Annotated in this window: 20 protein-coding genes; 1 reads left to right on the forward strand and 19 read right to left on the reverse strand. The window is 73.2% G+C overall.

Going from position 1 to position 24,582, the window contains the following annotated elements; all coding sequences use genetic code 11:
* Window positions 1-522: 522 nt before the first annotated feature.
* From rpsO to rimP, 7 genes are all read right to left on the reverse strand, one after another.
* Window positions 523-795 (reverse strand): 30S ribosomal protein S15, encoded by a 273-nt coding sequence (gene rpsO / locus HJG45_RS19780; RefSeq protein WP_111471170.1) that lies wholly within the window; start codon window positions 793-795, stop codon window positions 523-525.
* 46 nt (window positions 796-841) lie between these two features.
* Window positions 842-1,804, reverse strand: a complete 963-nt coding sequence (gene truB / locus HJG45_RS19785) for a tRNA pseudouridine(55) synthase TruB (RefSeq protein WP_171614207.1) — start codon at window positions 1,802-1,804, stop codon at window positions 842-844.
* A 109-nt stretch (window positions 1,805-1,913) separates the two neighbouring features.
* Window positions 1,914-2,345, reverse strand: coding sequence for a 30S ribosome-binding factor RbfA (gene rbfA, locus HJG45_RS19790; RefSeq protein WP_171614209.1), 432 nt, complete (start codon window positions 2,343-2,345; stop codon window positions 1,914-1,916).
* 86 nt (window positions 2,346-2,431) lie between these two features.
* Window positions 2,432-5,272, reverse strand: a complete 2,841-nt coding sequence (infB, locus tag HJG45_RS19795; protein WP_171614211.1) for a translation initiation factor IF-2 — start codon at window positions 5,270-5,272, stop codon at window positions 2,432-2,434.
* A gap of 142 nt (window positions 5,273-5,414) precedes the next feature.
* The gene (locus HJG45_RS19800) at window positions 5,415-6,185 is read right to left on the reverse strand and encodes an RNA-binding protein (protein ID WP_254452645.1); all 771 of its coding nucleotides are present in this window, start codon (window positions 6,183-6,185) and stop codon (window positions 5,415-5,417) included.
* Complete coding sequence (gene nusA / locus HJG45_RS19805; protein WP_171614213.1) at window positions 6,160-7,779, reverse strand: transcription termination factor NusA; 1,620 nt, start codon at window positions 7,777-7,779, stop codon at window positions 6,160-6,162. Before nusA ends, HJG45_RS19800 begins: the two co-directional genes overlap by 26 nt.
* Before the next feature lie 12 nt (window positions 7,780-7,791).
* Window positions 7,792-8,364, reverse strand: a complete 573-nt coding sequence (gene rimP / locus HJG45_RS19810) for a ribosome maturation factor RimP (RefSeq protein WP_254452646.1) — start codon at window positions 8,362-8,364, stop codon at window positions 7,792-7,794.
* A 172-nt stretch (window positions 8,365-8,536) separates the two neighbouring features.
* On the opposite strand from rimP, the gene HJG45_RS19815 reads away from it, so the two are divergent.
* Window positions 8,537-8,779, forward strand: coding sequence for a hypothetical protein (locus HJG45_RS19815; protein ID WP_171614217.1), 243 nt, complete (start codon window positions 8,537-8,539; stop codon window positions 8,777-8,779).
* A 30-nt stretch (window positions 8,780-8,809) separates the two neighbouring features.
* Here HJG45_RS19815 and HJG45_RS19820 read toward each other — a convergent pair whose 3' ends face one another.
* The 12 genes from HJG45_RS19820 to HJG45_RS19875 all read right to left on the reverse strand — a co-directional run bounded on the left by HJG45_RS19820 (window position 8,810) and on the right by HJG45_RS19875 (window position 24,534).
* On the reverse strand, window positions 8,810-9,526 hold the full coding sequence (locus HJG45_RS19820; protein ID WP_171614219.1) for a tRNA (guanosine(46)-N(7))-methyltransferase TrmB: 717 nt from the start codon (window positions 9,524-9,526) through the stop codon (window positions 8,810-8,812).
* Window positions 9,527-9,635: 109 nt separating this feature from the next.
* The gene (gene metK / locus HJG45_RS19825) at window positions 9,636-10,826 is read right to left on the reverse strand and encodes a methionine adenosyltransferase (RefSeq protein WP_171614221.1); all 1,191 of its coding nucleotides are present in this window, start codon (window positions 10,824-10,826) and stop codon (window positions 9,636-9,638) included.
* A gap of 389 nt (window positions 10,827-11,215) precedes the next feature.
* On the reverse strand, window positions 11,216-11,992 hold the full coding sequence (dapB, locus tag HJG45_RS19830) for a 4-hydroxy-tetrahydrodipicolinate reductase (protein ID WP_171614223.1): 777 nt from the start codon (window positions 11,990-11,992) through the stop codon (window positions 11,216-11,218).
* Between the two features lie 97 nt (window positions 11,993-12,089).
* Window positions 12,090-12,479: a PRC-barrel domain-containing protein gene (locus HJG45_RS19835; RefSeq protein WP_171614225.1), complete on the reverse strand. Its 390-nt coding sequence runs from the start codon at window positions 12,477-12,479 to the stop codon at window positions 12,090-12,092.
* A 279-nt stretch (window positions 12,480-12,758) separates the two neighbouring features.
* Window positions 12,759-13,895 carry a molecular chaperone DnaJ gene (gene dnaJ, locus HJG45_RS19840; RefSeq protein ID WP_171614227.1) on the reverse strand — a complete coding sequence of 379 codons (1,137 nt, stop codon included), beginning with the start codon at window positions 13,893-13,895 and terminating at the stop codon, window positions 12,759-12,761.
* 271 nt (window positions 13,896-14,166) lie between these two features.
* Window positions 14,167-16,092 carry a molecular chaperone DnaK gene (dnaK, locus tag HJG45_RS19845; protein WP_171614230.1) on the reverse strand — a complete coding sequence of 642 codons (1,926 nt, stop codon included), beginning with the start codon at window positions 16,090-16,092 and terminating at the stop codon, window positions 14,167-14,169.
* Window positions 16,093-16,375: 283 nt separating this feature from the next.
* On the reverse strand, window positions 16,376-16,933 hold the full coding sequence (locus HJG45_RS19850) for a nucleotide exchange factor GrpE (protein ID WP_254452647.1): 558 nt from the start codon (window positions 16,931-16,933) through the stop codon (window positions 16,376-16,378).
* Window positions 16,934-17,238: 305 nt separating this feature from the next.
* Complete coding sequence (locus HJG45_RS19855) at window positions 17,239-17,805, reverse strand: LuxR C-terminal-related transcriptional regulator (protein ID WP_171614234.1); 567 nt, start codon at window positions 17,803-17,805, stop codon at window positions 17,239-17,241.
* 89 nt (window positions 17,806-17,894) lie between these two features.
* Complete coding sequence (locus HJG45_RS19860) at window positions 17,895-18,779, reverse strand: S1C family serine protease (RefSeq protein WP_171614236.1); 885 nt, start codon at window positions 18,777-18,779, stop codon at window positions 17,895-17,897.
* 172 nt (window positions 18,780-18,951) lie between these two features.
* Window positions 18,952-21,402 (reverse strand): PAS domain S-box protein, encoded by a 2,451-nt coding sequence (locus HJG45_RS19865; RefSeq protein WP_171614238.1) that lies wholly within the window; start codon window positions 21,400-21,402, stop codon window positions 18,952-18,954.
* 468 nt (window positions 21,403-21,870) lie between these two features.
* Complete coding sequence (locus HJG45_RS19870) at window positions 21,871-23,361, reverse strand: ATP-binding protein (protein WP_171614240.1); 1,491 nt, start codon at window positions 23,359-23,361, stop codon at window positions 21,871-21,873.
* Window positions 23,362-23,379: 18 nt separating this feature from the next.
* A complete protein-coding gene (locus HJG45_RS19875) occupies window positions 23,380-24,534 on the reverse strand; it encodes an ABC transporter substrate-binding protein (protein ID WP_171614242.1) in 1,155 nt (384 codons plus the stop codon).
* Window positions 24,535-24,582: the final 48 nt, after the last annotated feature.

Genomic DNA, 24,582 nt, shown 5'->3' on the forward strand with positions numbered 1-24,582 from the left:
CGGTCCGGCCGGTCCCGACCCGGTGCGGGAGGGACACGGCATGGCTTCAAACCCGGATGGCCGGCCGCAGGCGGCCGGCGGTCCGGAGGGTGCGACGCGGTGGGTTGGCAGTCCTCGGCCGGACGCCCGTCTCTCGGGGCCCTGTGGGAATTCCCAAGAAACCGGGCCCAGAGGATCGAATCCGGCGCTTCGGGCTGCATGGAGTGCGAACCGCCCCGCTTCGGGGACGCCCGCCCCCGTCGCCGGGGATCCATGTGGCCGGAAACGCCGCATCGTCCCGGGCAGGGGTCGCGGCTCGTCCTGTCAGCCCGCCGCGCTCGCGGCGGTGATCCCGGATGCCACGGCCAGATGGGCCAGTCCCAGGATCGCCGGCGTCATATGGCCAATCCCGCTCGGGATTGCCACGGTTTTTTCAGACCGGACGGGGCATCGGGCAGGCCGCTGCCCCCCGATGCAAGGATCACGTTCCGGTGTAACCATCCCCAGCCCTGCCGCGCCCTGGGCCGGCAAGGGGGGCCATGGCTAGCGGCGCAGGCCGAGGCTGGCGATCAGCCGCTCGTAGCGGCCCTGGTCCTTGCGCTTCAGGTAGTCCAGCAGCCCGCGCCGCTGGCCGACCAGCACCAGCAGGCCGCGCCGGCTGTGGAAGTCCTTGGCATGGGTCTTGAGGTGCTCGGTCAGGCCCGAGATGCGCTCGGAGAGCAGGGCCACCTGCACCTCCGGCGAGCCGGTATCGCCCGGCTTGGTCTGGTACTGCTCGATCAGCGCCTTGCGGCGCTCGGCGGACACTGCCGACATCGGGTTGTTCTCCTGTTGGCCGGGCCCTTCGAGGCCTCGGCATGCTTCAACCGCCGGCCGCGAGGCTCTCCTGCGCCACCAGGCGTTCCGGCACAACGAGGCCGGAGTCCAGGCGGCAGAGCCCCACGAACCGTCCCCTCGCCATGGCGCGGACCAGCCCCCCATCGGGGTTGGCCTCGCCCGGAATGCGGCCCATCAGCTCGACCAGGCCGATGGCCTGGCCCTGCAGCAGCCGCATGGCCTCCGCCTGCGTGAGGGCCAGCGCCGGGATGTCGGCCAGCGCGGTCGTCACGGGCAGCAGGAGGTCCGGAGAAGGGGGCGGGGTATCGCCCGGCTGGCCGAGCTTGTCCAGGGGGATCGCCGTCGCCTCGTGGAAGGGGCCGACCCGCATGCGGCGGAGCGCGGCTATATGGCCGACCGTGCCGCAGGCCCGCGCCAGGTCGCGCGCGAGGGAGCGCATATAGACCCCCTTCCCGCTCTGGACGAGGAAGATGGCGCTATCGGCATCCGGCCGGCTCTCCAGCTCGAAGCGGTCCACCCGCGCCGGGCGCGGCGCCAGCTCCACCGCCTGCCCCTCGCGCGCCAGGTCATAGGCGCGCTCGCCCGCCACCTTGATGGCGGAATAGATCGGCGGCACCTGCATGATGTCGCCGCGGAAGGCGGGCAGCGCCGCCTCGATCGCGGCATCCTCCGGCCGCGCCTCGCTGGTGGCGATCACCTGGCCATCGGCATCGTCGGTGTCGCGCGCCTCGCCGAAGCGGAGCGTGAAGCGGTAGGTCTTGGTGCCGTCCATGACATAGGGGACGGTCTTGGTGGCGGCGCCGAAGGCGATCGGCAGCACGCCGGTCGCCAGCGGGTCGAGCGTGCCGCCATGGCCGCATTTCTGCGCCTGGAACAGCCGCTTGAGGCGGTTGACGACATCGGTGGAGCCCATGCCGGTGGGCTTGTCGACGATCAGCCAGCCATCGATCGGCTGGCCTTTCGGCTTGCGGCGCTGGAAGCGGGACATCGGAGCGTGTCTTCTGGATATGGGCTGCGGGGCATGGCCCGGGATCGCGCGCGCCGGCGGCGCGGGCGGCGGTACGGCAGGCAGACGGGCGGCTGGTCGGAGGCGCGGCTCAGGAACGCTCGTCCTCCTCGCGCGGCCCCTCCTCGCGAGGTCCGAGATCGCGCGCGACCTCGGGCTGGCGCAGGGCGCGGTCGATCTGCATCGCATAGTCGAGCGCGGTATCGGGCTGGAAATGCAGGTCGGGCGCGTATTTCAGCCGCACCGACTTCGCCACCTGGCCGCGCAGGAAGGGCGCGGCGCGCTTCAGGGCGCGGAACTGCGCCTCCGGCAGATCCTTGCCGAGGCCGCTGACGAAGGCGGTCATGTGCTTGAGGTCGGGCGAGGCGCGGACCTCGGTGACGGTGACATGGATGTTGGCGAGGTCGGGGTCGCGGAAGTCGCGCCGCTCGAACAGCGCGGCGAGGGCGTGGCGCACCTCCTCCGCGACGCGGAGCTGGCGCTGGGACGGGCCTTCGCCATGGCTGGCGTGCCGCTTGGTCATGGGGTTGGAACCCTCTTTCTCGATAGCAAAGGGCGCGGCACCTTGCGGCGCCGCGCCCCGGTTCAACGCCGGAGTGGGGCGCCGGCTTACGCCGCCGCCACCGTCTCCGTCTCGTAGCACTCGATCTGGTCACCGACGCGGATGTCGTTGTAGTTGGCGAAGGACATGCCGCATTCGTAGCCATTGGTGACTTCGCGCACGTCGTCCTTGAACCGCCGGAGCGTGCTGAGCTCGCCCTGGTGGATGACGACGCCGTCGCGCAGCAGGCGCACGCCGGCGCCGCGCCGCACCACGCCCTCGGTCACGCGGCAGCCCGCCACGTTGCCGACGCGCTTGACCTCGAAGACCTGCAGGATGGTGGCGTAGCCGAGGAAGTTCTCGCGCTGCACCGGGGCCAGCCGGCTCTTGAACATCTTCTCGATGTCGTCCGCCACCTCGTAGATGATCGAGTAGTAGCGGATGTCGACGCCCTCGCGCTGCGCCAGCTCCCGCGCCTGGGACGTGGCCCGGACGTTGAAGGCGACGACCACGGCATTGGACGCCTTGGCGAGCTGGATGTCGCTCTCGGTGATCTGGCCGACCGCCGAGTGCAGCACGCGCACGCGCACCTCCTCGTTGCCGATCTTGCCCAGCGTCACGCCGATCGCCTCGGCGGAGCCCTGGACATCGGCCTTCACCACCACGGCCACCTCCTTCTGCTCGCCCGCCTGGATGCGGGCCAGCATGTCGGTGAGCGTGCCGCGGCCGGCGACGGCGGCCGCCGAGCTCTTCTCGCGCGCGCGCCGCTGCCGGTACTCGGAGATCTCGCGCGCCCGGGTCTCGTCCTCGACCGCGACGAAATTCTCGCCCGCCCCCGGCACGCCGGAGAGACCGAGGATCTCGACCGGCAGGGAGGGCGACGCCTCCTTCAGCTGGCGGCCCCGGTCGTCGAGCATCGCCCGCACCCGGCCCCATTCGGCGCCGGCCACCACGATGTCGCCCTGGCGCAGCGTGCCCTTCTGCACCAGCACCGTCGCCACCGGCCCGCGGCCGCGATCGAGCTTGCTCTCGATCACCGTGCCCTCGGCGGCGCGGTCGGGATTCGCCCGCAGGTCGAGGATCTCGGCCTGCAACGCGATCGCCTCGAGCAGCTTGTCGAGGTTGATCTTCTTGGTCGCGGAGACCTCGATCTCCTGCGTCTCGCCGCCCAGGCTCTCGACCACCACCTCGTGCTGCAGCAGCTCCTGCCGCACGCGGTCCGGGTTGACGCCCGGCTTGTCGATCTTGTTGACCGCGATGATCAGCGGGACATTGGCCGCGCGGGCGTGGTTGATGGCCTCGATGGTCTGCGGCATCACGCCGTCATCCGCCGCCACCACCAGCACGACCATGTCGGTCACGCTCGCGCCGCGGGCCCGCATGGCCGTGAAGGCGGCGTGGCCCGGCGTGTCGATGAAGGTCACCTTGCCGCCATCCGGCACCGTCACCTGATAGGCGCCGATGTGCTGGGTGATGCCGCCCGCCTCGTGCGCCGCCACATCGGCCTGGCGCAGCGCGTCCAGCAGCGAGGTCTTGCCATGGTCGACATGGCCCATGATGGTGACCACCGGCGGCCGCGGCTGCAGGTCGGTCTCCACGTCGACCGCGCCCTCAAGGCCGAGCTCGACATCGGATTCCGAGACGCGGCGGGCGCGGTGCCCGAACTCCTGCACCACCAGCTCGGCGGTGTCGGCATCGATGGTCTGGGTCAGCGTCGCCATCACGCCCATGCGGAACAGCGCCTTCACCACCTCGCCGCCGCGGGCGGCCATGCGGTTGGCGAGCTCCTGCACCGTGATCGCCTCGGGGACGATGACGTCGCGCACCACCCGCTCGGTGCCCGAGCGGAGGCGGGCCAGCTCCTGCTGCCGCCGCTCGCGCTCACGGGCGCGGCGCAGCGAGGCGATGGAGCGGCTGCGCTCGTCCTCGCCCTCGATCGCCGCCTGCACGTCGATGCGGCCGCCGCGCCGGTCGGCGCCCGGCAGGCCCTTCTTCGCCGGAGCGAGGGCGGGCTTCTTCGGCGCCGCGGCCGGCAGGCCGGGGCGGCGGACGGCGGGACGGCTGCGGTCGTCCTCCTCCTCCGTCCGGGGACGGAGCGAGAGCTTGTTGGCGGCGGCGCCGGGCGCCGCGCCCGGAGCGGCCGCCGCGGGCTGCGCCGGGCCGCCGGGCCGCGCCCGCTGGGCGGCGACACCGACCGGCACCGGGCCGGGACGGCCGGGCGTGCGCAGCGGCGGCGTCACCGGCCGCAGCGGCGCCGCCCGCGGCGGGGCCGCCGGCGCGGGCGATGCCTGGGTCTGTGCCGCAGCCTGCGCCGGCTGGGCCTGGGCTGGCGCCGGAGCGGCCGACTCGGCAGCCGGCGGCTGCGCCGCTTCCTCGGCGGCACGCTGCGCGGCCTCCTCAGCCTCCGCCCTGGCGCGGGCGGCCTCCTCCTCGGCGAGGCGCGCCACCTCCTCGGCCTGGCGCTTCTCCTCCTCCTCGCGGCGACGCGCCTCCTCGGCGGCGGAGCGGACCATGAGCGCCTGGCGCTCCCGCTCCTCCCGCTGGCGCTGCGCCTCGAGCCGCCGCTGCTCCTCCAGCACGCGCTGGCGCACCGCCTGCTCGGCGGCGGTCAGCGGCCGGTTGCCGGCGGGGGCCGGGCCGCGCGCCTGGGCGCCGCCAGGGCGCCCCGGATTGGCCGGGCGCGGGCCGCCGCCGGCCGGCACCGGGGCGGCCGGGCCGGCCGCCTGCCGCGGCGCCGGCGCCATCGTCCGCTTCTTCACCACCTCGACCTGTACGGTCTTGCTCCGCCCATGGCTGAAGCTCTGGCGGACGCTGCCCGCATCCACCGTCTTGCCCAGCTCCAGGCGGCCGCCAGCCGGCCGAAGGCTCAGCCTGCTCTTGCCCGCATCCTGGTCGTTCTGGTCGCTCATTCTCTGGTCCGAACCCGATCCGTCTGCCGTCATGCCACTCGTGCCAAGGAACATGCCGCGGGGCGCCTGGCCCCGGCCATGTCCGGTGATTTCACCGGTTGATCCACATGGGCGCGAGATGGCGCGCCCAACCGTTACCCGCTCATCGGCCCATCGGGCCATCTCTCCTGTCGTCTCGCCCGGCGCCACCCGCCGGACCCTGATCCTGGCCCCGATTCTGGCCCCGGGGCGGGGCCGTCCGGGACGGGGCTGGCGATGCCGAACCAGAAAGCCCGGCCAGCCGCCCCGCCTCCAGCGCGATCGCCACGGCGAGGCGCCCGGGGGCTATCGCCACATGCACCGCATGGTCGCGCCCGAAGACGCCGCCGAGCATATCCGCCGGAAGTGGGGCCACCACCGGCACCTCGCGCCCGCCGACCAGGCGCGCCCTCTCGGCAGGGCTGCCGTCGGATGCCTCAACCAGCAGGCCGGCACGGCCGGCCCGCAACCATTCCCGCACGGTGTCCCGCCCGGAGACCGCTTGGCCACTCCGACGGGCGAGGCCGATGAGATCACGGATGCGGCCTCGAAGGCCGTCCACGATCCGCGCAGCAAGGTCGGGGGGCAGTTGCACGGTCGTACGGGCCGCCTTGGCGAAGGCGCCGCGCTTCACCGCGCGTTCTAACACATCGGCCCTTGCCGACAACCACATTCCCCGGCCAGGCAGCTTCCCGGCCAGGTCGGGGACCAGCGCCTGATCCGGCCCCAGCACGAAGCGGAGCATCGCCTCCTTCGGCCCGCTCTCGCGGGTCACGATGCAGCGACGCAGCGGCCCGCGCTCGGCTTCCTCCGATGCGGCGGAAACCGCCGCAACGCGTCCCGGATCGGGTGGCAGCGTCGCGGAACGCTCAGGCTTCGGCTTCGCGCGCATCATCCGCCGTCTGGGTCTCTCCCGCTTCGGGCTCTTCCGCCTGGGCTTCGTCGGCCTCGGCCTCGTCCGCCGGGGCCTCTCCCTCCTCGCCCTCGAACCAATGCTGCCGCGCCGCCATGATGATGGCGTTCGCCGTATCCTCGTCCATCGAATCCGGGCCGAGGATCTCGATTAGCTCGTCGGAGGCGAGGTCGGCGAGGTCGTCGAGCGTCTTCACGCCCTTCTCGCCGAGCGCCACCAACTGCTGCGGCGTGAAGCCGCCGGCTTCCGCCACCGCATCCTCGACGCCGAGGCCGCGGCGCTGCTCGTCGAATTCCTGGTCGCGCCGGTCGAGGAAGGCCTCGGCCCGGCGCTTCAGCTCGGCCGCGATGCTCTCATCGAAGCCCTCGATGCCGGCCAGCTCCTCGTCCTCGACGGCGACGATGTCCTCGATCGAGGTGAAGCCCTCGGTGACCAGCAGGCCGGCGATCACGTCATCCACGTCCAGCGCCTCGACGAAGAGGCCGGTGCGCTTGCGGAACTCCTCCTGCCGACGCTCGCTCTCTTCGGCCTCGGTCAGGATGTCGATGTCCCAGCGGGAGAGCTGGGAGGCAAGGCGCACATTCTGGCCACGCCGGCCGATCGCCAGCGATAATTGGTCGTCGGGCACCACCACTTCAACCCGCCGCGCCTCATCGTCCAGCACCACCTTCGTCACCTCGGCCGGGGCGAGGGCGTTCACCACGAAGGTGGCGTTGTCGGACGACCAGGGGATGATGTCGATCTTCTCGCCCTGCAGCTCCTGCACCACCGCCTGCACGCGGCTGCCGCGCATGCCGACGCAGGCGCCGACCGGGTCGATGCTGCTGTCGCGCGAGAGGACCGCCATCTTGGCGCGGGAGCCGGGATCGCGCGCCACCGCCTTGATCTCGATGATGCCGTCGTAGATCTCCGGCACCTCCTGCGCGAAGAGCTTGGCCAGGAAGCCCGGATGGGTGCGGGAGAGGAAGATCTGCGGCCCGCGCGGCTCCTCGCGCACGTCGTAGATATAGGCGCGCACCCGGTCGCCGTTACGGAAGGCCTCGCGCGGGATCGTCTCGTCGCGGCGCAGCAGCGCCTCGGCGCGGCCGAGATCGACCATCAGGTTGCCGTACTCGGTGCGCTTGACGATGCCGTTGACGATCTCGCCGACGCGGTCCTTGTACTCGTCGAACTGCTTCTTGCGCTCGACCTCGCGCACCCGCTGCACGATCACCTGCTTCGCGGTCTGCGCCGCGATGCGGCCGAAGTCGATCGGCGGCAGCGGGTCGACGATGAACTCGCCGGCATTGATCTCGGGCTTGAACTTGCGGGCGATGCGCAGCGGGATCTGCGTCGCCTCGTTCTCCACCGGCTCCTCCTCGACCACCTCGGTCCAGCGGGAGAGGCGGACCTCGCCGCTGCGGCGGTCGATGACGGCGCGGATGTCCTTCTCGTGCCCGTACTTGGCGCGGCCGGCCTTCTGGATGGCCTGCTCCATCGCCTCCAGCACCTCGTCGCGCTCGATCATCTTCTCGCGCGCGACGGCATCGGCGACCTGCAGCAGCTCAGGGCGCGCGATCGCGACATCCACGGCCATGGTCAGTTCCCTTCAGTGTGGTTTGCCGTCGGGGCCCGGCGACGCATCCTCGTCGTCAGGGTCCTGGCTGGCGGGCGCCGCGGTGGCGGCGATGAGGTCGTCGGTCAGCACCAGCTTGGCGCGGCGGATGTTGCTGCGGGCGATGCTCGCCTCGCTGCCGTCCTCGAGCCGCAGCCGCGCCGTCTCGGCATCGGCGCCGAGCGCGATGCCCTTGAGGCGCTTGCGGCCCTCCTGCGGCACCTGCAACTCCACCTGCGCCAGATGGCCGGCGAAGCGGTTCCAGTCCTTGGCGCGGGTCAGCGGCCGGTCGATGCCGGCCGAGGAGACCTCGAGCGTCCATTCGCCGCGGATCGGATCCTCGACATCCAGCACCGCGCCGACGGCGTGGCTGATCGCCTCGCAATCCTCGACGCGGAAGGGCGCCTCGTCGGCGCGGTCGGCCATGATCTGCACGACCGGGCGCTCCTTGCCGGAGACCTGCACGCGGACGAGCTCATAGCCCATGTGTTCGATGGTCGGGGCGACGGCATCGGCGATGCGCGCCTCCAGGCCCTCATGATGCGGACGTTCGATGTCAGTGCCCAAAACAAAAAAGGCGGCCCTTTCAGGCCACCCCCCGAAGAGCCCGGATGGTGATTGATCCGTGAAGATATAGGCCGGCCGCCCAGCCGGGGCAAGCAGGATTGCGCCGCCAGAGGTGAGACGACCTGCCGCCGAGTTTAACCCCGATTTTGCGGGCGCGTGGTGGACTCCGCGCATGCAGACGCCGCCCTCCTCCGAATTCGGGACCTATGACCTCGCCACCTTCCGCCGCCTCGCGCGGCCAGCGCAACGACGCAATCTCAAGTTATTATTTCACGAGCTATTGTTTCACGTATTTGGCGGAATCGGGCTGCTGGGGCTCGGCCTGCTGGCCTATCTGATGCTGCGCGCCCTCGGCGCCGGCGGCCTGCCGGATGGCGAGCTGGAGCAGGCGGTCGCCTTCCTGCTGGCGCTTTGAGCGCCGGCGGGCGCAGAGCGCTGACCGGGATCAGCCGGCGAGGCGGCGCAGCGACCAGTAGAGCGGCTGCCGCCCGTCGCGCAGCGCCTTGGCCTCGTAGCGGGTCGGCGGCCAGCCCGGCGGCCGCGCCGTCGCCGGCGGCGGCACGGCGAAACGGTCCTGCGCCGCCAGCACCTCGGCGGTCCAGCCCTGATAGGTCGGATCGTCGGTGGCGATGCGCCACTCCCCACCCGACCGCAGCACCCGCGCGACCAGCGGCAGCAGGCCCGGATTGACGAAGCGCCGCTTGGCGTGCCGCGCCTTCGGCCAGGGATCGGGGAACATCAGGAACAGCCGGTCGAGCGAGGCCGGCGGCAGCAGGCCGAGCAGGTGCCGGGCATCCTGCGGCCAGAGGCGGAGATTGCCCGGCAGCGGGCCGGTCGCCTCCTCTCCCTCAGCGACGAGGCGCGAGAGCAGGGAGCAGAGCCCGTTCTCGAAGACCTCGGAGGCGATGTAGCCGATGCCGGGATTGGCCTCGACATGCGCCAGCGCATGCTCGCCGCCGCCGAAGCCGACCTCGAGCCAGAGCGCCTCGACCGGCGCGGCGAAGGCCGCGCGCGGATCGCCGGCCGCCTCCGGGGCGAGGCGGAGCCGCGGCAGGGTCTCGTCCAGCAGGCGCTGCTGGCGCGGCCGCAACGGGTGGCTGCGGCGGCGGCCATAGAGTCGGTCGGGGATGCCCTCGGCGAGGGGCGGACGGTCAGCGGTCATGCATTAAGCCACCGGCGCGCAGCCGCCATACCAACCCTGCACGCCGGCGGATATGGTCTGGCCACCGGCGCGCAGCCGCCACGCCAGGCCTGCGCGCCGGCGCCGTGCATCAGCGGCCGAAGGCGCGCTTCAGCTCGGGCGCGAGCAGGTCGGTCCGCTCCCAGGTGAAGCTGTCCTTCGCCAGGTCCGGCTTGCGGCCGAAATGCCCGTAGGCGCTGGTCGGGACATAGATCGGCCGGTTGAGGCGCAGCATCTCGCGGATGCCGCGCGGCGAGAGGTTCACCGCCTCCTGCACCACGCTGGCGAGCTTCGCCTCGTCCACATCCTTGCCGGTGCCGTGCAGGTCGAAATAGACCGAGAGCGGCTTGGAGACGCCGATGGCGTAGGAAACCTGGATGGTGCAGCGATCGGCGAGGCCGGCCGCCACCACGTTCTTCGCCACGTAGCGCGCGGCATAGGCGGCGGAGCGGTCGACCTTGGTCGGGTCCTTGCCGCTGAAGGCGCCGCCGCCATGCGGCGCGGCGCCGCCATAGGTGTCGACGATGATCTTGCGGCCGGTGAGGCCGGCATCGCCGTCGGGACCGCCGATGACGAAATTGCCGGTCGGGTTCACGTAGAACTCGGCCTCCGGCACCTCCCAGCCCGCGGGCAGGACCTGGCGCACGATGGGGCGCAGCAGTTCCTTGATCTCGGCCTGCTCCAGCCCGTCCTCGTGCTGAGTCGAGATGACGACGCAGGTGACGCCGACCGGCTTGCCGTCGACGTAGCGGAGCGTGACCTGGCTCTTGGCGTCCGGCAGCAGGCCGCGGGCGCGCTTGTCGCCGGCATGGCGCAGCTCGGCCATGATGCGCAGGATGTTGTGCGCATAGGTGAGCGGCGCGGGCATCAGCTCGGGCGTCTCGTTCGTCGCGTAGCCGAACATGATGCCCTGGTCGCCGGCGCCCTCGTCCTTGTTGCCGGCGGCATCGACGCCGACCGCGATATCGGCCGACTGGGCGTGCAGATGGCACTCGAAGGCGGCGTTCCGCCAGGAGAAGCCGGCCTGGTCGTAGCCGATCTCCTTCACCGCATCGCGCACCAGCCCCTCGAGATGCGCGGCGTTGACGCTCTCCGGCCCGCGGGTCTCGCCGGCGAGGACGATGCGGTTGGTGGTCACCAGCGTCTCGCAGGCCACGCGCGCATAGGGATCGGCGGCGAGGAAGGCATCCAGCACCGTGTCGGAAATGCGGTCGGCGACCTTGTCCGGATGCCCCTCGGACACGGATTCGGAAGTGAAGAGATACTCGCCCTTATCGCGCATGGCGTGATTCGTCCTCTTGTCGCGCGGGGAAACCGGCGGGGCCCCGGCCTGGCCACACCGGCAGGTTCGGGTGCCGCGAGCGACAATGGCACGCACCCAACCGGTCGCGCGCTGTTTCGCAGCAAGCGGGGCGCAGGGTCAAGGCCGCTGACATAAAGGTATGCTTATGCAGCGGAAGTATCGGCCCCGCCTGGACGCTTCGATACCCTAAGTCTCGCCCGCTCGCGGCCTTGGTAAGCCTCCCCACGGACGCAGCGGATCGGCAGGCCGCTGACAACGCAGGCGAAATCGGGCGTCCCTGGCCGATCGGTCAGCGACGTCCCGGACGCGGCGCGCCGGGACATGCGCCATGCCCTCGTTTCCGCGCTTCGTGCATGGACGAATCGTGTTCAGCCCATCCCGAGCACATGCTTCATGTCGTAGAGGCCAGGCGCCCGGCCTTGCAGCCAGAGCGCCGCCCGGACGGCCCCGGTGGCATAGACCCGCCGGTCGAAGCTGCGATGGGTCAGCGCGATGTGCTCGGAGCCGGAGGCGAAGAGCAGCGTGTGCTCGCCCACCACCTGCCCGCCGCGCAGGGCCGCGAAGCCGATGCTGCCGGTGCCGCGCGCGCCGGTATGGCCGTCCCGCCCGCTCTCCGTCCCGGCCGCCTCCAGCGTCGTGCCGCGCCCGCGCGCCACCGCCCGGCCGAGCGCGACCGCGGTGCCGGAGGGGGCGTCCACCTTCTGCCGGTGATGCATCTCGAGGATCTCGGCATCGTATTGCTCGGCCGGCAGCGCGGCCGCCATGCGCTCGGCGAGCGCCAGGACGAGGTTCACGCCCGGGGCGAAATTAGCGGCATAGACGATGGGCACCCGCCCCGCGGCCTCCGCCACCATCGCCTCGTCAGCGGCCGAGAGGCCCGAAGTGCCGAGAACCAGGGGCGTGCCCGCCGCCACCGCCGCGGCGATATGGCCGGCCGCGGCGGCGGCATGGGTGAAGTCGATCACCACGTCGCTGGCGGCGCAGAGGGCGCCGATCTCGGGCAGCAAAGGGGCTGGCAGCGCTTCCTCCTCGCCCGCGCGGCGGCGCGTGCCACCCGCGAGGCTCGCCCCGGCGGCGAGCACCTCCTCGGCGAGCAACCGCCCCATGCGGCCAGCCAGGCCGGCGATGCCGATGCGAACGGGCATGGTGTCTCCCCCAGCGATCCCGGCCCCGTCATGGCCGGGCGCGCCGGCGGCGGCAAGGCCCCGCAGGGGGACGCCGCGCTCAGGGCAGGCCGGCACCTCAGATGGAGCGGGCGCCCCAATAGTCGTCCACCTGCCGGCCCCAGTCGCGGCTGCCCCAATCCGGCGCACTGCCCACCGCATAGGCGGGCGCGTCCTTCAGCTTGTCGCGGTCGAGATCGACGACATAGCCGCCGAGGGACGGGTCGAATTGCAGCACCGACCAGGGCAGCGGGTGGTGGCGCTCGCCGATGCCGAGGAAGCCGCCGAAGCTCATCACCGCATAGGCCACGCGGCCCGAGCGCTTGTCGAGCATCACGTCCTCGATGGTGCCGAGATGCTCGCCGTCGCGGTTGTAGACCGGCGTGCCATGGACCTTGCCGGCGGCGATGAGCTGCGGCGTCTCCTCGCGCTCCATGCCGGGCGTGACGGGATCTTCCCTGTCGGCCATGCGGGCCTCCTTGGTGCAACGGTGGCAGCGATGGGGGAGAGGGGGGCGGGCGGCGATGCGGGTGGGACCGCGTCCGCACCGCCGCCTGCCAGATCCGCCGCTGGGGGGAATGCGACGGTCGGACCACAGAACGTGGATCCGTGCGGCCGGTTCCCGTCGGTCGACCGACTCAACGCGTCCGAACGCCCTGCACCAAAGCCGGCTTCGGGGCCACGCGCGCCCCCGTCGCAGCTTGCCGCCAGCCGTTGCAAAGCCGCGAAGCGGTTGTGTGGGGCGCTCCTAGCGCCCCAGCCCGTCCCAGAACTCCTTCACCCGGGCGAAGAAGCCCTCCGCCTCCGGGCTGGTGCGGCCGGCCTGGGAGGCCTCGGCCTCGAACTGCTCCAGCAACTCGCGCTGCCGCGGCGAAAGGTTCTGCGGCGTCTCCACCGAGACCTGCACGAACATGTCCCCCCGCGCCGCGCTGCGCAGCACCGAGAAGCCCTTGCCGCGCAGGCGGAACTGGTCGCCCGCCTGGGTGCCGGCCGGGATGCTGACGCGGGCGCGGCCGCCATCGATGCTCGGCACCTCGACGCTGCCGCCGAGCGCCGCCTGGGTCATGCGCAGCGGCACCCGGACGAAGATGTTGGCGCCGTCGCGCTGGAAGATCGGATGCGCCCGGATGGAGACGTCCACGTATAGGTCGCCCGCCGGCGCGCCGCGCAGCCCGGCCTCGCCCTCGCCGGCAAGGCGGATGCGGGTCCCGTCCTCGACGCCGGCCGGGATGGAGACGCTGAGGGTGCGGTCGCGCTGCACCCGCCCGGCGCCCTGGCAGACCTTGCAGGGGTTCTTGATGACGCGGCCCTGGCCGCCGCAGGTGGGGCAGGTCCGCTCGATCAGGAAGAAGCCCTGCTGCGCCCGCACCTTGCCCGCGCCCTGGCAGGTCGGGCAGGTCTGGGCGGCACCGCTGCCGCCCTCGGCGCCGGTGCCGGAACAGGCGTCGCAGCTCACCGAGGAGGGAACGCGCACCGTCTTCTTGACGCCGGCGAAGGCCTCCTCCAGGCCGATCTCGACCATGGTGCGCAGATCGGCGCCGCGGCCCGAGGCCTGCCGGCGGCCGCCGCGCCCGCCCCCGCCGCCGAAGCGGCCGAACATCTCCTCGAAGATGTCCTCGAAGCCGGCGCCGAAGGGATTGCCGCCGAAGCCGCCGCCCTGCTCGAAGGCGGCATGGCCGAAGCGGTCATAGGCCGCGCGCTTCTCGCCGTCCTTCAGGCAGTCATAAGCCTCGTTGACTTCCTTGAAACGGGTCTCGGCGTCCTTGTCACCCTGGTTGCGATCCGGGTGATACTTCATCGCCAGCTTGCGATACGCCCGCTTCAGGTCGTCCTCGGTCGCCTCGCGCGAGACGCCAAGTATTTCATAGTAATCCCGCTTCGCCATAACCGCGCCCTGTCTCACGGACCTTTCGGCCGCCCTGCCCCGCTCCGGTCCAGCCTGGGATACCCCTCCACGGGCAGTATCCCCCTCAAGCGATGACCCATCCGTGGATGTCCGGAACGGCGTGGCGCCCGGCCCGCCGCCCGGCCCGCCTGGACCGGGCGGCGGTCACCGGGCGCCCGCCTCGCTCCCCGGCGCGGAACCGCGCCGCATCCACCCAACCGGCGGGGCGGCTTGCGGGCCGCCCCGCCGGCCGCCCCGTGGGCGACCGGATTCAGCCGGGCTTCTTCTTGTTGGGATCGACTTCCTCGAAATCGGCATCCACGACCTTCTCGCCGCCCGGGGGCGGGCCGCCGGCGGCGCCAGCCGCGCCCGGCGGGGCCTGCTCGGCCGCCTGCTGCTGCTTGTAGAGCGCCTCGCCCATCTTCATCGCCGCCTGGGAGAGCTTCTCCCCGGCGCCGCGCAGGGTCTCGGGCTCGCCGCTCTCGAGCGCGGTGCGGGCCTCGGCCAGCGCCGCCTCGACCTCGGCCTTCTCCGCCGAGCCGACCTTGTCGCCGTTATCCTGCAGCGTCTTCTCGCTGCTGTGGATCAGCGCCTCGAGCTGGTTGCGCGCCTCGACCGCGTCGCGGCGCTTCTTGTCGGCCTCGGCATTGGCCTCGGCCTCCTTCACCATGCGCTCGATATCGGCATCCGACAGGCCGGAGCGGGCCTGGATCTTGATCTGCTGCTCCTTGCCCGTCGCCTTGTCCTTGGCCTGGACGGAGACGATGCCGTTGGCGTCGATGTCGAAGGTCACCTCGATCTGCGGCACGCCGCGCGGCGCCGGCGGGATGCCCTGCAGGTCGAAATTGCCCAGCAGCTTGTTGTCCGCCGCCATCTCGCGCTCACCCTGGTAGACCTTGATGGTGACCGCGGTCTGGTTGTCGTCCGCCGTGCTGAAGACCTGCGACTTCTTGGTCGGGATCGTCGTGTTGCGGTCGATCAGCCGGGTGAAGACGCCGCCCAGCGTCTCGATGCCGAGGGAGAGCGGCGTGACGTCGAGCAGCAGGACGTCCTTCACCTCGCCCTTCAGCACGCCGCCCTGGATCGCGGCGCCGATGGCGACGACCTCGTCCGGGTTGACGTTGCGGGCCGGCTCCTTGCCGAAGAAGGCCTTCACCGCCTCGATGACCTTGGGCATGCGGGTCATGCCGCCGACCAGGATCACCTCGTCGATCTCGCCGGCCGAGACGCCGGCATCCTTCAGCGCCTGCTTGCTTGGCTCAAGCGTGCGCTGGATCAGGTCGTCGACCAGGGCTTCCAGCTTGGCGCGGGTGAGCTGCATCACGAGGTGCTTCGGCCCGGAGGCGTCGGCGGTGATGAAAGGCAGGTTGATCTCGGTCTGCTTCGAGCTCGACAGCTCGATCTTCGCCTTCTCGGCGGCCTCCTTCAGTCGCTGCAGGGCGAGCTTGTCGCTGCGCAGGTCGATGCCCTGCTCGCGCTTGAACTCGTCCGCCAGGTAATCGATGATCCGCTGATCGAAGTCCTCGCCGCCGAGGAAGGTGTCGCCGTTGGTCGACTTCACCTCGAAGACGCCGTCGCCGATCTCGAGGATGGAGATGTCGAAGGTGCCGCCGCCGAGGTCATAGACCGCGATGGTGCCGCCCTTCTTCTGGTCCATGCCGTAGGCGAGCGCGGCCGCGGTCGGCTCGTTGATGATGCGCAGCACCTCGAGGCCCGCGATCGCGCCAGCCTCCTTCGTCGCCTGGCGCTGGGCGTCATTGAAATAGGCGGGGACGGTGATGACGGCCTGCGACACCTTCTCGCCGAGATAGTTCTCGGCCGTCTCCTTCATCTTGGTCAGGATGTAGGCACTGATCTGCTGCGGCGCGTATTTCTGGCCCTCGACCTCCACCCAGGCATCGCCGTTGTCGGCGCGCACGATGTGGTAGGGGACGAGATCCATGTCCTTCTTCACCATCGCGTCGTCGAAGCGACGGCCGATCAGGCGCTTGACGGCGTAGAGGGTGTTGGTCGGGTTGGTCACGGCCTGGCGCTTGGCGCTCTGGCCGACGAGGCGCTCGCCATTCTTGGCGAAGGCCACCATGGAGGGCGTGGTGCGGGCGCCCTCGGCATTCTCGATGACCCGCGTTTCCTTGCCTTCCATGATGGCAACGCAGGAATTGGTCGTGCCGAGGTCGATGCCGATTACCTTGCTCATCCGTACTTCTCCTTTGCGGCGGGCGAGGGCGGCCCCTGGAAGGCACCGCGCCTGGCCCCCTTGGCTTCTCCGAGGGACGAGGGTCCCTCACGGTTTCGGATGGGGTCCTGGCCGCCGATCGGCGGCCTCGCCTGTGGATGTATTCGCGGGGTATCAGTGGAACAAGTCCCGAGACCGCGCGGTCCGACAAATAATCAGGCGGTCGCAGGCACCCCGGGCAGCACTCCGTGCGACCGGCGCAGCACCATGGCGCGCCGCATCACCCCGCGCCACCCGCGCGGCATCACCCCGCGCCGCCCGCGGCGACCACCACCATCGCCGGCTTCAGCAGCCGGCCGTTCAGCGTCCAGGCCGGGGTCCAGGCCTGCAGCACCGTCCCCGGCGCGACGCCGGGCGGCGCCGGCTGCTCGGCCATCGCCTGGTGCAGCTCGGGATCGAAGCGCTCGCCCTGCGCCTCGCGGCGGGCGACGCCGTTGCGCTCGAGGATGCCGAGGAAGCTGCGCTCCACCCCCTCGAACCCCTCGCGCAGCTTGGTCAGCAGCTCCGGCTCGCCCTCCTCGCGTGGTGGCAGCGCCTCGAGGCCGCGACGCAGGTTCTGCGCCGCCTCCACCACATCGCCGGCGAATTTCTGAATGGCGTATTGCCGCGCATCCGCCACCTCGCGCTGGGTGCGGCTGCGCAGATTCTGCATCTCCGCCTCCGCCCGCAGCCAGCGGTCGCGGAACTCCGCCGCCTCAGCCTCGAGCGCGGCGATGCGCGCCTCGGGCGTCGCCGGCTCCTGGGCCGCGGCGTTCTCCTCCGCGGGTGGGGTCACCGGCGGCGTGTCGGCTGGGTCGCTCATGTCCATGACTTGTCTATGATTGGGAAAGGGTCCCGCGAGGGGACCGGTCACCGCGTCAGGTAGTCGCTGCGGGTGGCAAGAGCAACCATTGGCAACACCGTCAACAGCCCTCCTCCCCCGCCCCGCCGCCGGCCGGCTGCGGCAAGCAGCGTCGCCGACCGTTGGAGCCTCCTCACCCGATCGGGGTCTGCAAGGCGCCCATCAAAGCCGTCGCTGCCCGTCACAGCCTGCCGCGGCAGGCTGTGACGCCCTTTGGACAGGAGGAACCCTCATGGGGCTCCCGCGAAGCGGTTTCGCGGGGAATTCTACAGCAGGACCAAGCCCGCCCGCGCCCCGCGCGCCACCGCGTCCGCCCGGCTGCTCGCCCCGAGCTTCTGCAACACCGAGGCGACATGCGCCTTGGCGGTGTGGAAGGAGAGGTTCAGCCGCCGCGCGATCACCTTGTTCGAGGCGCCGGCCGCGAGCAGGTCCAGCACCTCCCGCTCCCGCCGCGTCAGCCCGGCCTCCACCGGCGCCGGCTCGCGCCCGGCCAGGGCCGGCAGCAGCGCCGGCGGCAGCACGGCGAGGCCACGGGCAAGCGCGACCAGCGCCGCCTCGAGCTGCGCCGGCGGCGCCTCCGGGGCAAGGACGCCGCGCGCCCCGGCCCGCAGCGCCGCGAGTGCCGCTGCGCCCTCCGCCAGCACCAGCACGGGCACCTCGCCCGGACGCGCCTCCGGCGCCTCCTTGCGGTCCGGCGGCATCGCCTCGGCCAGCAGCACATCGGCCGCCAGGGCGTCGCTCACCACCCGCAGCCCGGCAAGGCCGGCAAGGCGCGCCGCCCGGTCCGGGTCCGGTGGCCGCAGCGCCACCGCGACCGGGGCACGCTGCGGCACCGGTGCAGCCGCAGGGGGGGTGGGGAGCCGGCCAGCCGGACGTCGGGCCGCCGCGGGCGCCAGGGTGTCGTCTGCGAAGCGGACCATGCTCAGGCCGCCGCCCGCTCGCCAATCCGGACCTGCAGCCGGTGCGGCTGCCCGGCCCGCACCAACTCCAGCGTCACCTGCCGGCCGACGCTGTCGGGGTCGAGCCGCGCCAGCATCTCCCGCACCGAGCCGAGCGGGTCGCCATCCCAGGCGGCCAGCACGTCGCCGATGAGGACGCCCGCCTCCCCGGCCGGGCTGCGCGGATCGACGCCGACGACGATGAGGCCGCGCCGCTCGCCGAGCTGCACCGGCTGCATGGCGAGACCGAGATAGCCCCGCGCCACCCGGCCGCGGGTGCGCAGCTGCTCGACGGCGCGGGCGATGGTCTCGGCCGGGATGGTGAGCGCCCGCCGCCGCGGCCCCGGCACCGCCATGCCGACCAGCCGCCCGGCATGGTCGAGCACCGCGCCGCCCTCGGCGACCGGATCGAGCCGGAAGCCGAGCTCGATCCGCCGGTCGAGCCGGCCGCCGCGCATCGAGCGCCAGGGGCCGGCCACGACGGCGGCGATCCCGTAGGCGGCGGTCGGCCCGTGCTCGCCGCGGCCGAGGGCGAGCAGCAGATGGCCCGGCGCCAGCGCCGCCGGCGGCGCCGGCACCAGGGGCGCGACGCTGCCGGTCTCGGCGCGCAGCAGGGCGACGTCTGTCCCCGGGTCGCGGCCGGCGAGGCCGGCCGGGATCACCCGGCCGTTCGGCAGGGTGACGGCGAGCTCGTCATCGCGCTCGAGCGCCTCCTCGGCGGTGACCACCAGCCCGTCGGCCCAGAGCAGGCCGGAGCGGGCGCGGCCGTCGCGACCATGCACCGCGACCACCCGCGCCGCCCCCTCGGCGGTGAGCTGGGCCAGGCGGTCGGAGAGGAGGGCGAGAGGATCGGCGAAGGCATCGGTCATGGCAGGCTCCTCGGTCCCCCCGAGAATGGGGATGCCGGCAGGGCGGGGACATTGCCCGGATGGGCATGGGATACTGGCCCGGATGGGCATGAGGGCGGCCCGGCGGGAGACCGGCCGGGCGGGGTCGCCCTTCATATGGGCATGCTGCCCCGCGCTGCGGAGGGCCGCGGCGTCATACCGATACGGGCACCGTGTCGGGCGCCACATCGGGCGCCGGCAGCGGATCGGCCTGCAGCCGGCGCGCCGGCAGGGTGATGCGGCATTGCAGCCCGTCCGGCCGCCAGTCGAAGACGATCTCGCCGCCGAGCTGCTGCCCGACCAGCGTGGCCATCAGCCGGGAGCCGAAGCCGCGCCGGCCGCCCGGCGCCGCCACCGCCGGACCGCCGCTCTCGCGCCAGTCGAGGCGGAGGCCGCCCTCGGCCTCCCGCGCCCAGTGCAGGGCCACATGCCCGCCGGCACGGCCGAGGGCGCCGTATTTCGCCGCATTGGTCGCCAGCTCGTGCAGCAGCATCGCCACCGGCTGCACGGCATCCGGCGCGAGGCTCAGGCAGGGACCGGCGAGGCTGACCTGCCCGGCATGCGCCGCCAGCTCGCCCTCGGCCAGGGCGTGCAGCTCGGCGCCCTTCCAGCCGCCGGTGGCGAGCAGGGAATGCGCCCGCGCCATGGCGGCGATGCGCCCCTCGACCGAGGCGGCGAAGCGGGCGGCATCGTCGCGCGGCGTCAGCCGCAGCAGCGAGAGGGCGACGGCGAGCACGTTCTTGGCGCGGTGGTCGACCTCGCGGGCGAGCAGCGCGCGCATCTCCTCCGCCCGGCGCCGCTCGGTGACGTCGCGCGCCACCTTGGCGAAGCCGCGCAGCCGCCCGGCCTCGTCGTGCAGGGCGGTCAGGGTCACCGCGGCGCGGAAGCGCGCGCCGTCCCGCCGCAGCCGCCAGCCCTCGCCGCGGAAGACGCCCTCGCGCCGGGCCTGGGCCAGGATCGCCGCCGGCAGGCCGGCCTCGCGGTCCTCCGGAGTGAAGAACATGGCATAGGGCTGGCCCATCGCCTCCTGCGTCGACCAGCCTTCCACCCGCTCGGCGCCGGCGTTCCAGCTCGCCACCTCCCCCTTGGCGCCGAGCATCACCAGGGCGTGGTCGGCGACGCCCTCGACCAGCAGGCGGAAGCGCTCCTCGCTCGCGGCGAGGTCGGCGGCGGCGCGGCGCTGCTCGGTCACGTCATGCGCGACGATGCTGACGCCCCAGAGATCCCCCGCCTCGTCGCGGACCGGGACGTAGGAGACGAGGCGCTCGCACGATTTGCCCCCCGGCCGGGCGGCGCCGCGCACCAGCCGGTCGAGGACGGGCTGGCCGGTCTCGAGCACCGCCTGGTAGCAGGACCCGACCTGGCTCCAGAGCGCCGGCGCCACCTCCGCGACATGGCGGCCGAGATGCATCGCCACCGGCAGGTCGTTCATCTCCGCCAGGGCGTTGTTGAGGCTGCGGTAGCGGCAGTCGCGGTCGATCAGGGCGAGGCCGACCGGCACGGCGGCATAGATGGCGTTCAGCTCGGCGAGCGCCCGCCGCTCGGCGGCGCTGCGGCGGTGCAGCGCCTCCTCCGCCGCCGCGAAGCCGCGGCGCAGGGCCTCGAGCTCGGCGACCGGCAGCGGCGGCAGGCTCGCCAGGTCCGGATGCGGCCGGTCGGCCGACAGGGCCAGGGCATGGCCATGCAGCCGGCCAAGCGGCCGCAGGATGCGCCGCGACAGCGCCAGGGCGAGGCTGCCGCCGAGGAGGAGCGCCAGGAGGCCGCCGGCGGCGAGCGCCAGCAGCGGCCCGCGCCGCACCGCCTCGATCGTCGCCGCCGGCTCGGCGACGAAGACCGTCCAGCCGGGCGCGGTGGCGATGTCGTGGAAGGCGAAGACGGCGTCGCGGCGGTGCAGGGTCGGGCCGCGGAACAGCCCCTCCCGCCGGTCCATGACATGCGCGAGGTTGACCGGGGGGATCGGCTGGCTGGCGAAGCGGTCGTGATCGGCGTCGGAGAGGGCGATGAGGCGGCCGCCGGCATCGCCGATCATCGCCTGCGCCGCCTCGGGCAGGTGCTGCGCCGCGAGCAGACGCTGCATGCGGGCCAGCGGCGAGGCGACGCAGAGCACCATCACCGCCTGGCCCGTGGCGTCCCAGACCGGCACGCCGATGGAGAAGACCCGCCGCCCGGTCGCCGGGTTGACGATGAGGTCGCTGACGATCGGGTGGCCGGCGGCGAGCACCTCGGCGACGAAGGCGGGCCGCGTCACCCGCGGCGGCTGGCCCGGCGGCAGGGCGGTGTTGACCATCGCCTGGCCGTCGGGACGAACCAGGCTGACCGGGCTGCCGATCTGCCAGGCGACGCGCCGGGCATAGGTGTCGAGCGCGGTGATGTCGTCCGAGAGGAGGTCGGTCCGCAGCACCGGCGCGGCGGCGAAGGCCTCGAGGGCGGCGATCTGCGCCATGAGGTCGCGGTCCACCGCCAGGGAGAGGGCGCGGGCGGCGTCGCGCAGCCGGGCGATCTCCGCCGCCTCCTCGCCCTCGACCGCGATCCAGGCGGCCATGGCGCCGACCGCGAGCGCCGGCACCAGGGCGGCGAGCACCAGGGCGAGGAGATGGGTGCGCAATCCCGAGGCGAGCGCTGGCCGGGCCTGCCCTCCGGCCTGCCCCCGTGCGTGTCCCCGGGCCTGCCAGAGGCCGCGGACCACCCGCCACGCCGGCCGGCCAAGACCGATCACCAGGGTGCCGAGGCGCGGCGTGGGGGAGCGGAAGGGCCTGCGGTGTCGGGATGCGGCAGCGATCGCAAACTCGATGATGGGTGACGCATCCTGCCGTTCCGTCATGCGCAACCGCTTCTCGTGCTGCCACGGCACAGCCGGTCTGAAAAACGAGATTTCTGCCCGGAATTTCAATGCCAGCGCATAGTATACCATTCGAAATTGCGTGATCCAACAAGTTCTGATCGCCCCGCCGGAAACCGGCGCGACTCTTTAATGCGACTGCCATGCATGGGATGACGACAGAGCCGACTTGTGAGGACCGCGGATCGCCCGCGTGCTGGCGCCCGCATCCCCGGCCGGGCCGCCGGGCACGGCTCAGCCGGCGCCGCGCCGCGGCGATCGCGACGGCATCGCGGCCGGGGCATCCGGCCTGGCCTCCGCGACCGGCGCCCGGACGGCACCGGGCAGCCAGACGCGGAACAGCGCCCCCATCCCCTCGCCGCTCTCGATCGTCAGCTGGCCGCGATGGCGGTTGACCACGTGCTTGACGATGGCGAGGCCGAGCCCGGTGCCGCCGGCGCTGCGCGAGCGCCCCTTGTCCACCCGATAGAAGCGCTCGGTCAGGCGCGGGATGTGCTCGCGCGGGATGCCCGGCCCGTCATCGGCCACCTCCAGCACCACCCCGGCGCGGCGGCCGCCGCCCTCGCCGCCGCGCAGCGTGACCGTGACCTCGCCGCCCTCCCGCCCGTGCCGGATGGCGTTCTCCACCAGGTTGCGCACCACCTGGGCGAGCTGCTCGGGATCGGCCGGGCTCGCCACCGCCGCCTCCTCCAGCCGCGCCTGCAGCCGGATGCGGCGCCCGCGCAGCAGCGGCTCCAGCGCCTCCAGCTCGCCGCGGACCATGGGCGCCAGCCGCGCCGTGCCGGTCGGCGGCTGGTGCTCGGTCATCTCGACGCGCGACAGGCCGAGCAGGTCGTCGATCAGCCGCCGCATCCGCTCGGACTGCTCCGCCATGATGCCGAGGAAGCGGGTGCGCGCCGCTGGGTCATCCTCGGCCGGGCCGCGCAGCGTCTCGATGAAGCCGATCAGGCTGGCGAGCGGAGTGCGGAGCTCGTGGCTGGCATTGGCGACGAAATCCGCCCGCATCCGCTCCAGCGCCCGCTCCCGCGTCCGGTCCGACAGCACGATCACCAGCCGGCCGCCATCGGCCAGCGGCGGCTCCATCGGGATCACCTGCGCCGCGATCTCGCGCGCGACCGGCACCGGCAGGGTCAGGTCGGCGGTCTGCGGCCGGTGCTCCGCCAGGGCCCGGTCCACCGCCTCGGCCATCGCCGGATGGCGCAGCAGCGCCGCGATGTCGCCGTCGCGCGGCCCGGCCGCATCGCCGCCGGCCGCCTCCGCCGCGCTCACCGCCGCCTCGCCGAACAGCGCCCGCGCCGCGGCATTGGCGCGCAGCGGCCGGCGCCCGGGCGAGAGGACGAGCAGCGGATCGGGCAGGCTCTCGACGATCGCCGCATCGGCCTGGCGCAGCCGCCCGACCAGCAGGTCGCGCTCGGCCAGGGTGCGGGCCAGCCGGGCGACGCCATCGACGATCTCCTCCACCGCCGGCAGCAGCGGCGTCGAGGAGGGCGGGACGAGCTGCCCGTCCTCCGCGGCGGCGCGACCCAGCGCCTCGGCGAGCCGCGCCAGGTTGCCGAGCCAGAGCGCCGCCACCAGCAGCGCGCCGAGGCCGCAGGCGAGCAGCGCCAGCAGGCCGGGCCCGGGCGCCAGCGCCCCGAGCAGCATCAGGCTCAGCAGCACCGCGGCCGGCACGGCGCCGATCAGGCCCGCCGCCCCGAGCAGCCGGCGAGGCGGCAGCCGGCGCATGGGCTAGGGCCGCACGCCCTAGCTCGCCGGGCTGCCCGGGATCGGCGCCGGCTCCACCAGGGTCGGCTCGCCTGACGGATCGACCGCGAAGATGGCGAGGCCCCGCTGCGCCAGCCCGCCCGGGGCGAGCAGAATCGGCCCGTCGGCGCCGAGCATGGGCTGGTTGAGCGGCGGGTTGCCGCCCGGCTCCTGCACCGCCCGCGCCGCCAGGGCGGCGGCATCGTAGGCGACGCCGGCCAGCCGCGGCGGCGCCTCGCCGAAGGCGGCCCGGTAGCGGCTGTCGAAGGCGGCGCGGGCCTGCGGGTCGGAGCCGGGGAACCAGGCCCCGGCCAGCGCCGGCTCCTGCCCCAGGCTCCGGTCGCCGGCCCAGAGCGCGGTGCCGAGGAAGCGCGGCGGCGTCGGCAGGGCGCCGGCCAGCGCCGCGGCGGCCTGCCGCGCCCGCTCCCCGCCATGGCCGAGCAGCACCGCATCCAGCCCGTCCGGCTGGGCCTTCTCCGCCAGGTCGCGCGCCGCCGCGGCGACGTCGCCGAGCCGCGCATGCAGCTGGATCAGCGGCGCGGGCAGGCCGAGCGCCTCCGCCCGGGCGCGCAGCGCGGCGCCGAGGCGGCGGCCGAACTCGTCATCTGCGGCCAACAGGCCGAAACGGCGCGCGCCGGCCGCCGCCGCCCCCCCCATCATGCGTTCCGCCTGCTCGCCCGGCGTCAGCCCCATGACCCAGACGCCGCGCCCGGCCTGCGAGGCGTCGCTGGTATAGGCGAGCACCGGCGCGCCGGAGGCGCGGGCGGCATTGGCGGCGGCGGCGGTCTCCCCCAGGGTGAGCGGCCCGGCGAAGGCCCTCGCCCCCTCGGCGATGGCGGCGCGCGCCGCCTCCCCGGCCCCGCCAGGGGTGCTGCCGGTGTCGCGCGGCAGCAGCTCGATGCCCGGATCGCCCTGGTCGAACAGCGCCAGCGCCGAGGCGTTGAGCATCGCCTGGCCAAGGGCACGGTTGCTGCCCGAGAGCGGCAGCAGCAGGCCGACGCGGTTGCGCGACGGCTCGGCCGGCAATGCGGCGACCGGCGCCTGGCCCGCGACGACCACCGGGCGCGAGGGGGCTTGCGGCGCGCAGGCGGCTGCGGGCAAGAGCAGCAGGGCGGCACCGAGCAGCCGGCGCCAGGCGGCGCGGCGGCCAGCCATCCCGGCGGGGCGATCGGCGGGGCGATCGGCGGGGCGATCCTGGCGCGA

The organism is Roseicella sp. DB1501 (genome assembly GCF_013112485.1).
Classification (GTDB): Bacteria; Pseudomonadota; Alphaproteobacteria; order Acetobacterales; family Acetobacteraceae; genus Paracraurococcus.

Bases quoted from the DNA above. Each gene is read 5' to 3' on its own strand.
- rpsO (WP_111471170.1), bottom strand. From the start codon at position 795: ATGTCGGCAGTGTCCGCCGAGCGCCGCAAGGCGCTGATCGAGCAGTAC.
- truB (WP_171614207.1), bottom strand. From the start codon at position 1,804: ATGTCCCGCTTCCAGCGCCGCAAGCCGAAAGGCCAGCCGATCGATGGC.
- rbfA (WP_171614209.1), bottom strand. From the start codon at position 2,345: ATGACCAAGCGGCACGCCAGCCATGGCGAAGGCCCGTCCCAGCGCCAG.
- infB (WP_171614211.1), bottom strand. From the start codon at position 5,272: ATGAGCGACCAGAACGACCAGGATGCGGGCAAGAGCAGGCTGAGCCTT.
- HJG45_RS19800 (WP_254452645.1), bottom strand. From the start codon at position 6,185: ATGATGCGCGCGAAGCCGAAGCCTGAGCGTTCCGCGACGCTGCCACCC.
- nusA (WP_171614213.1), bottom strand. From the start codon at position 7,779: ATGGCCGTGGATGTCGCGATCGCGCGCCCTGAGCTGCTGCAGGTCGCC.
- HJG45_RS19815 (WP_171614217.1), top strand. From the start codon at position 8,537: ATGCAGACGCCGCCCTCCTCCGAATTCGGGACCTATGACCTCGCCACC.
- HJG45_RS19820 (WP_171614219.1), bottom strand. From the start codon at position 9,526: ATGACCGCTGACCGTCCGCCCCTCGCCGAGGGCATCCCCGACCGACTC.
- metK (WP_171614221.1), bottom strand. From the start codon at position 10,826: ATGCGCGATAAGGGCGAGTATCTCTTCACTTCCGAATCCGTGTCCGAG.
- dapB (WP_171614223.1), bottom strand. From the start codon at position 11,992: ATGCCCGTTCGCATCGGCATCGCCGGCCTGGCTGGCCGCATGGGGCGG.
- HJG45_RS19835 (WP_171614225.1), bottom strand. From the start codon at position 12,479: ATGGCCGACAGGGAAGATCCCGTCACGCCCGGCATGGAGCGCGAGGAG.
- dnaJ (WP_171614227.1), bottom strand. From the start codon at position 13,895: ATGGCGAAGCGGGATTACTATGAAATACTTGGCGTCTCGCGCGAGGCG.
- dnaK (WP_171614230.1), bottom strand. From the start codon at position 16,092: ATGAGCAAGGTAATCGGCATCGACCTCGGCACGACCAATTCCTGCGTT.
- HJG45_RS19850 (WP_254452647.1), bottom strand. From the start codon at position 16,933: ATGAGCGACCCAGCCGACACGCCGCCGGTGACCCCACCCGCGGAGGAG.
- HJG45_RS19860 (WP_171614236.1), bottom strand. From the start codon at position 18,779: ATGACCGATGCCTTCGCCGATCCTCTCGCCCTCCTCTCCGACCGCCTG.
- HJG45_RS19870 (WP_171614240.1), bottom strand. From the start codon at position 23,361: ATGCGCCGGCTGCCGCCTCGCCGGCTGCTCGGGGCGGCGGGCCTGATC.
- HJG45_RS19875 (WP_171614242.1), bottom strand. From the start codon at position 24,534: ATGGCTGGCCGCCGCGCCGCCTGGCGCCGGCTGCTCGGTGCCGCCCTG.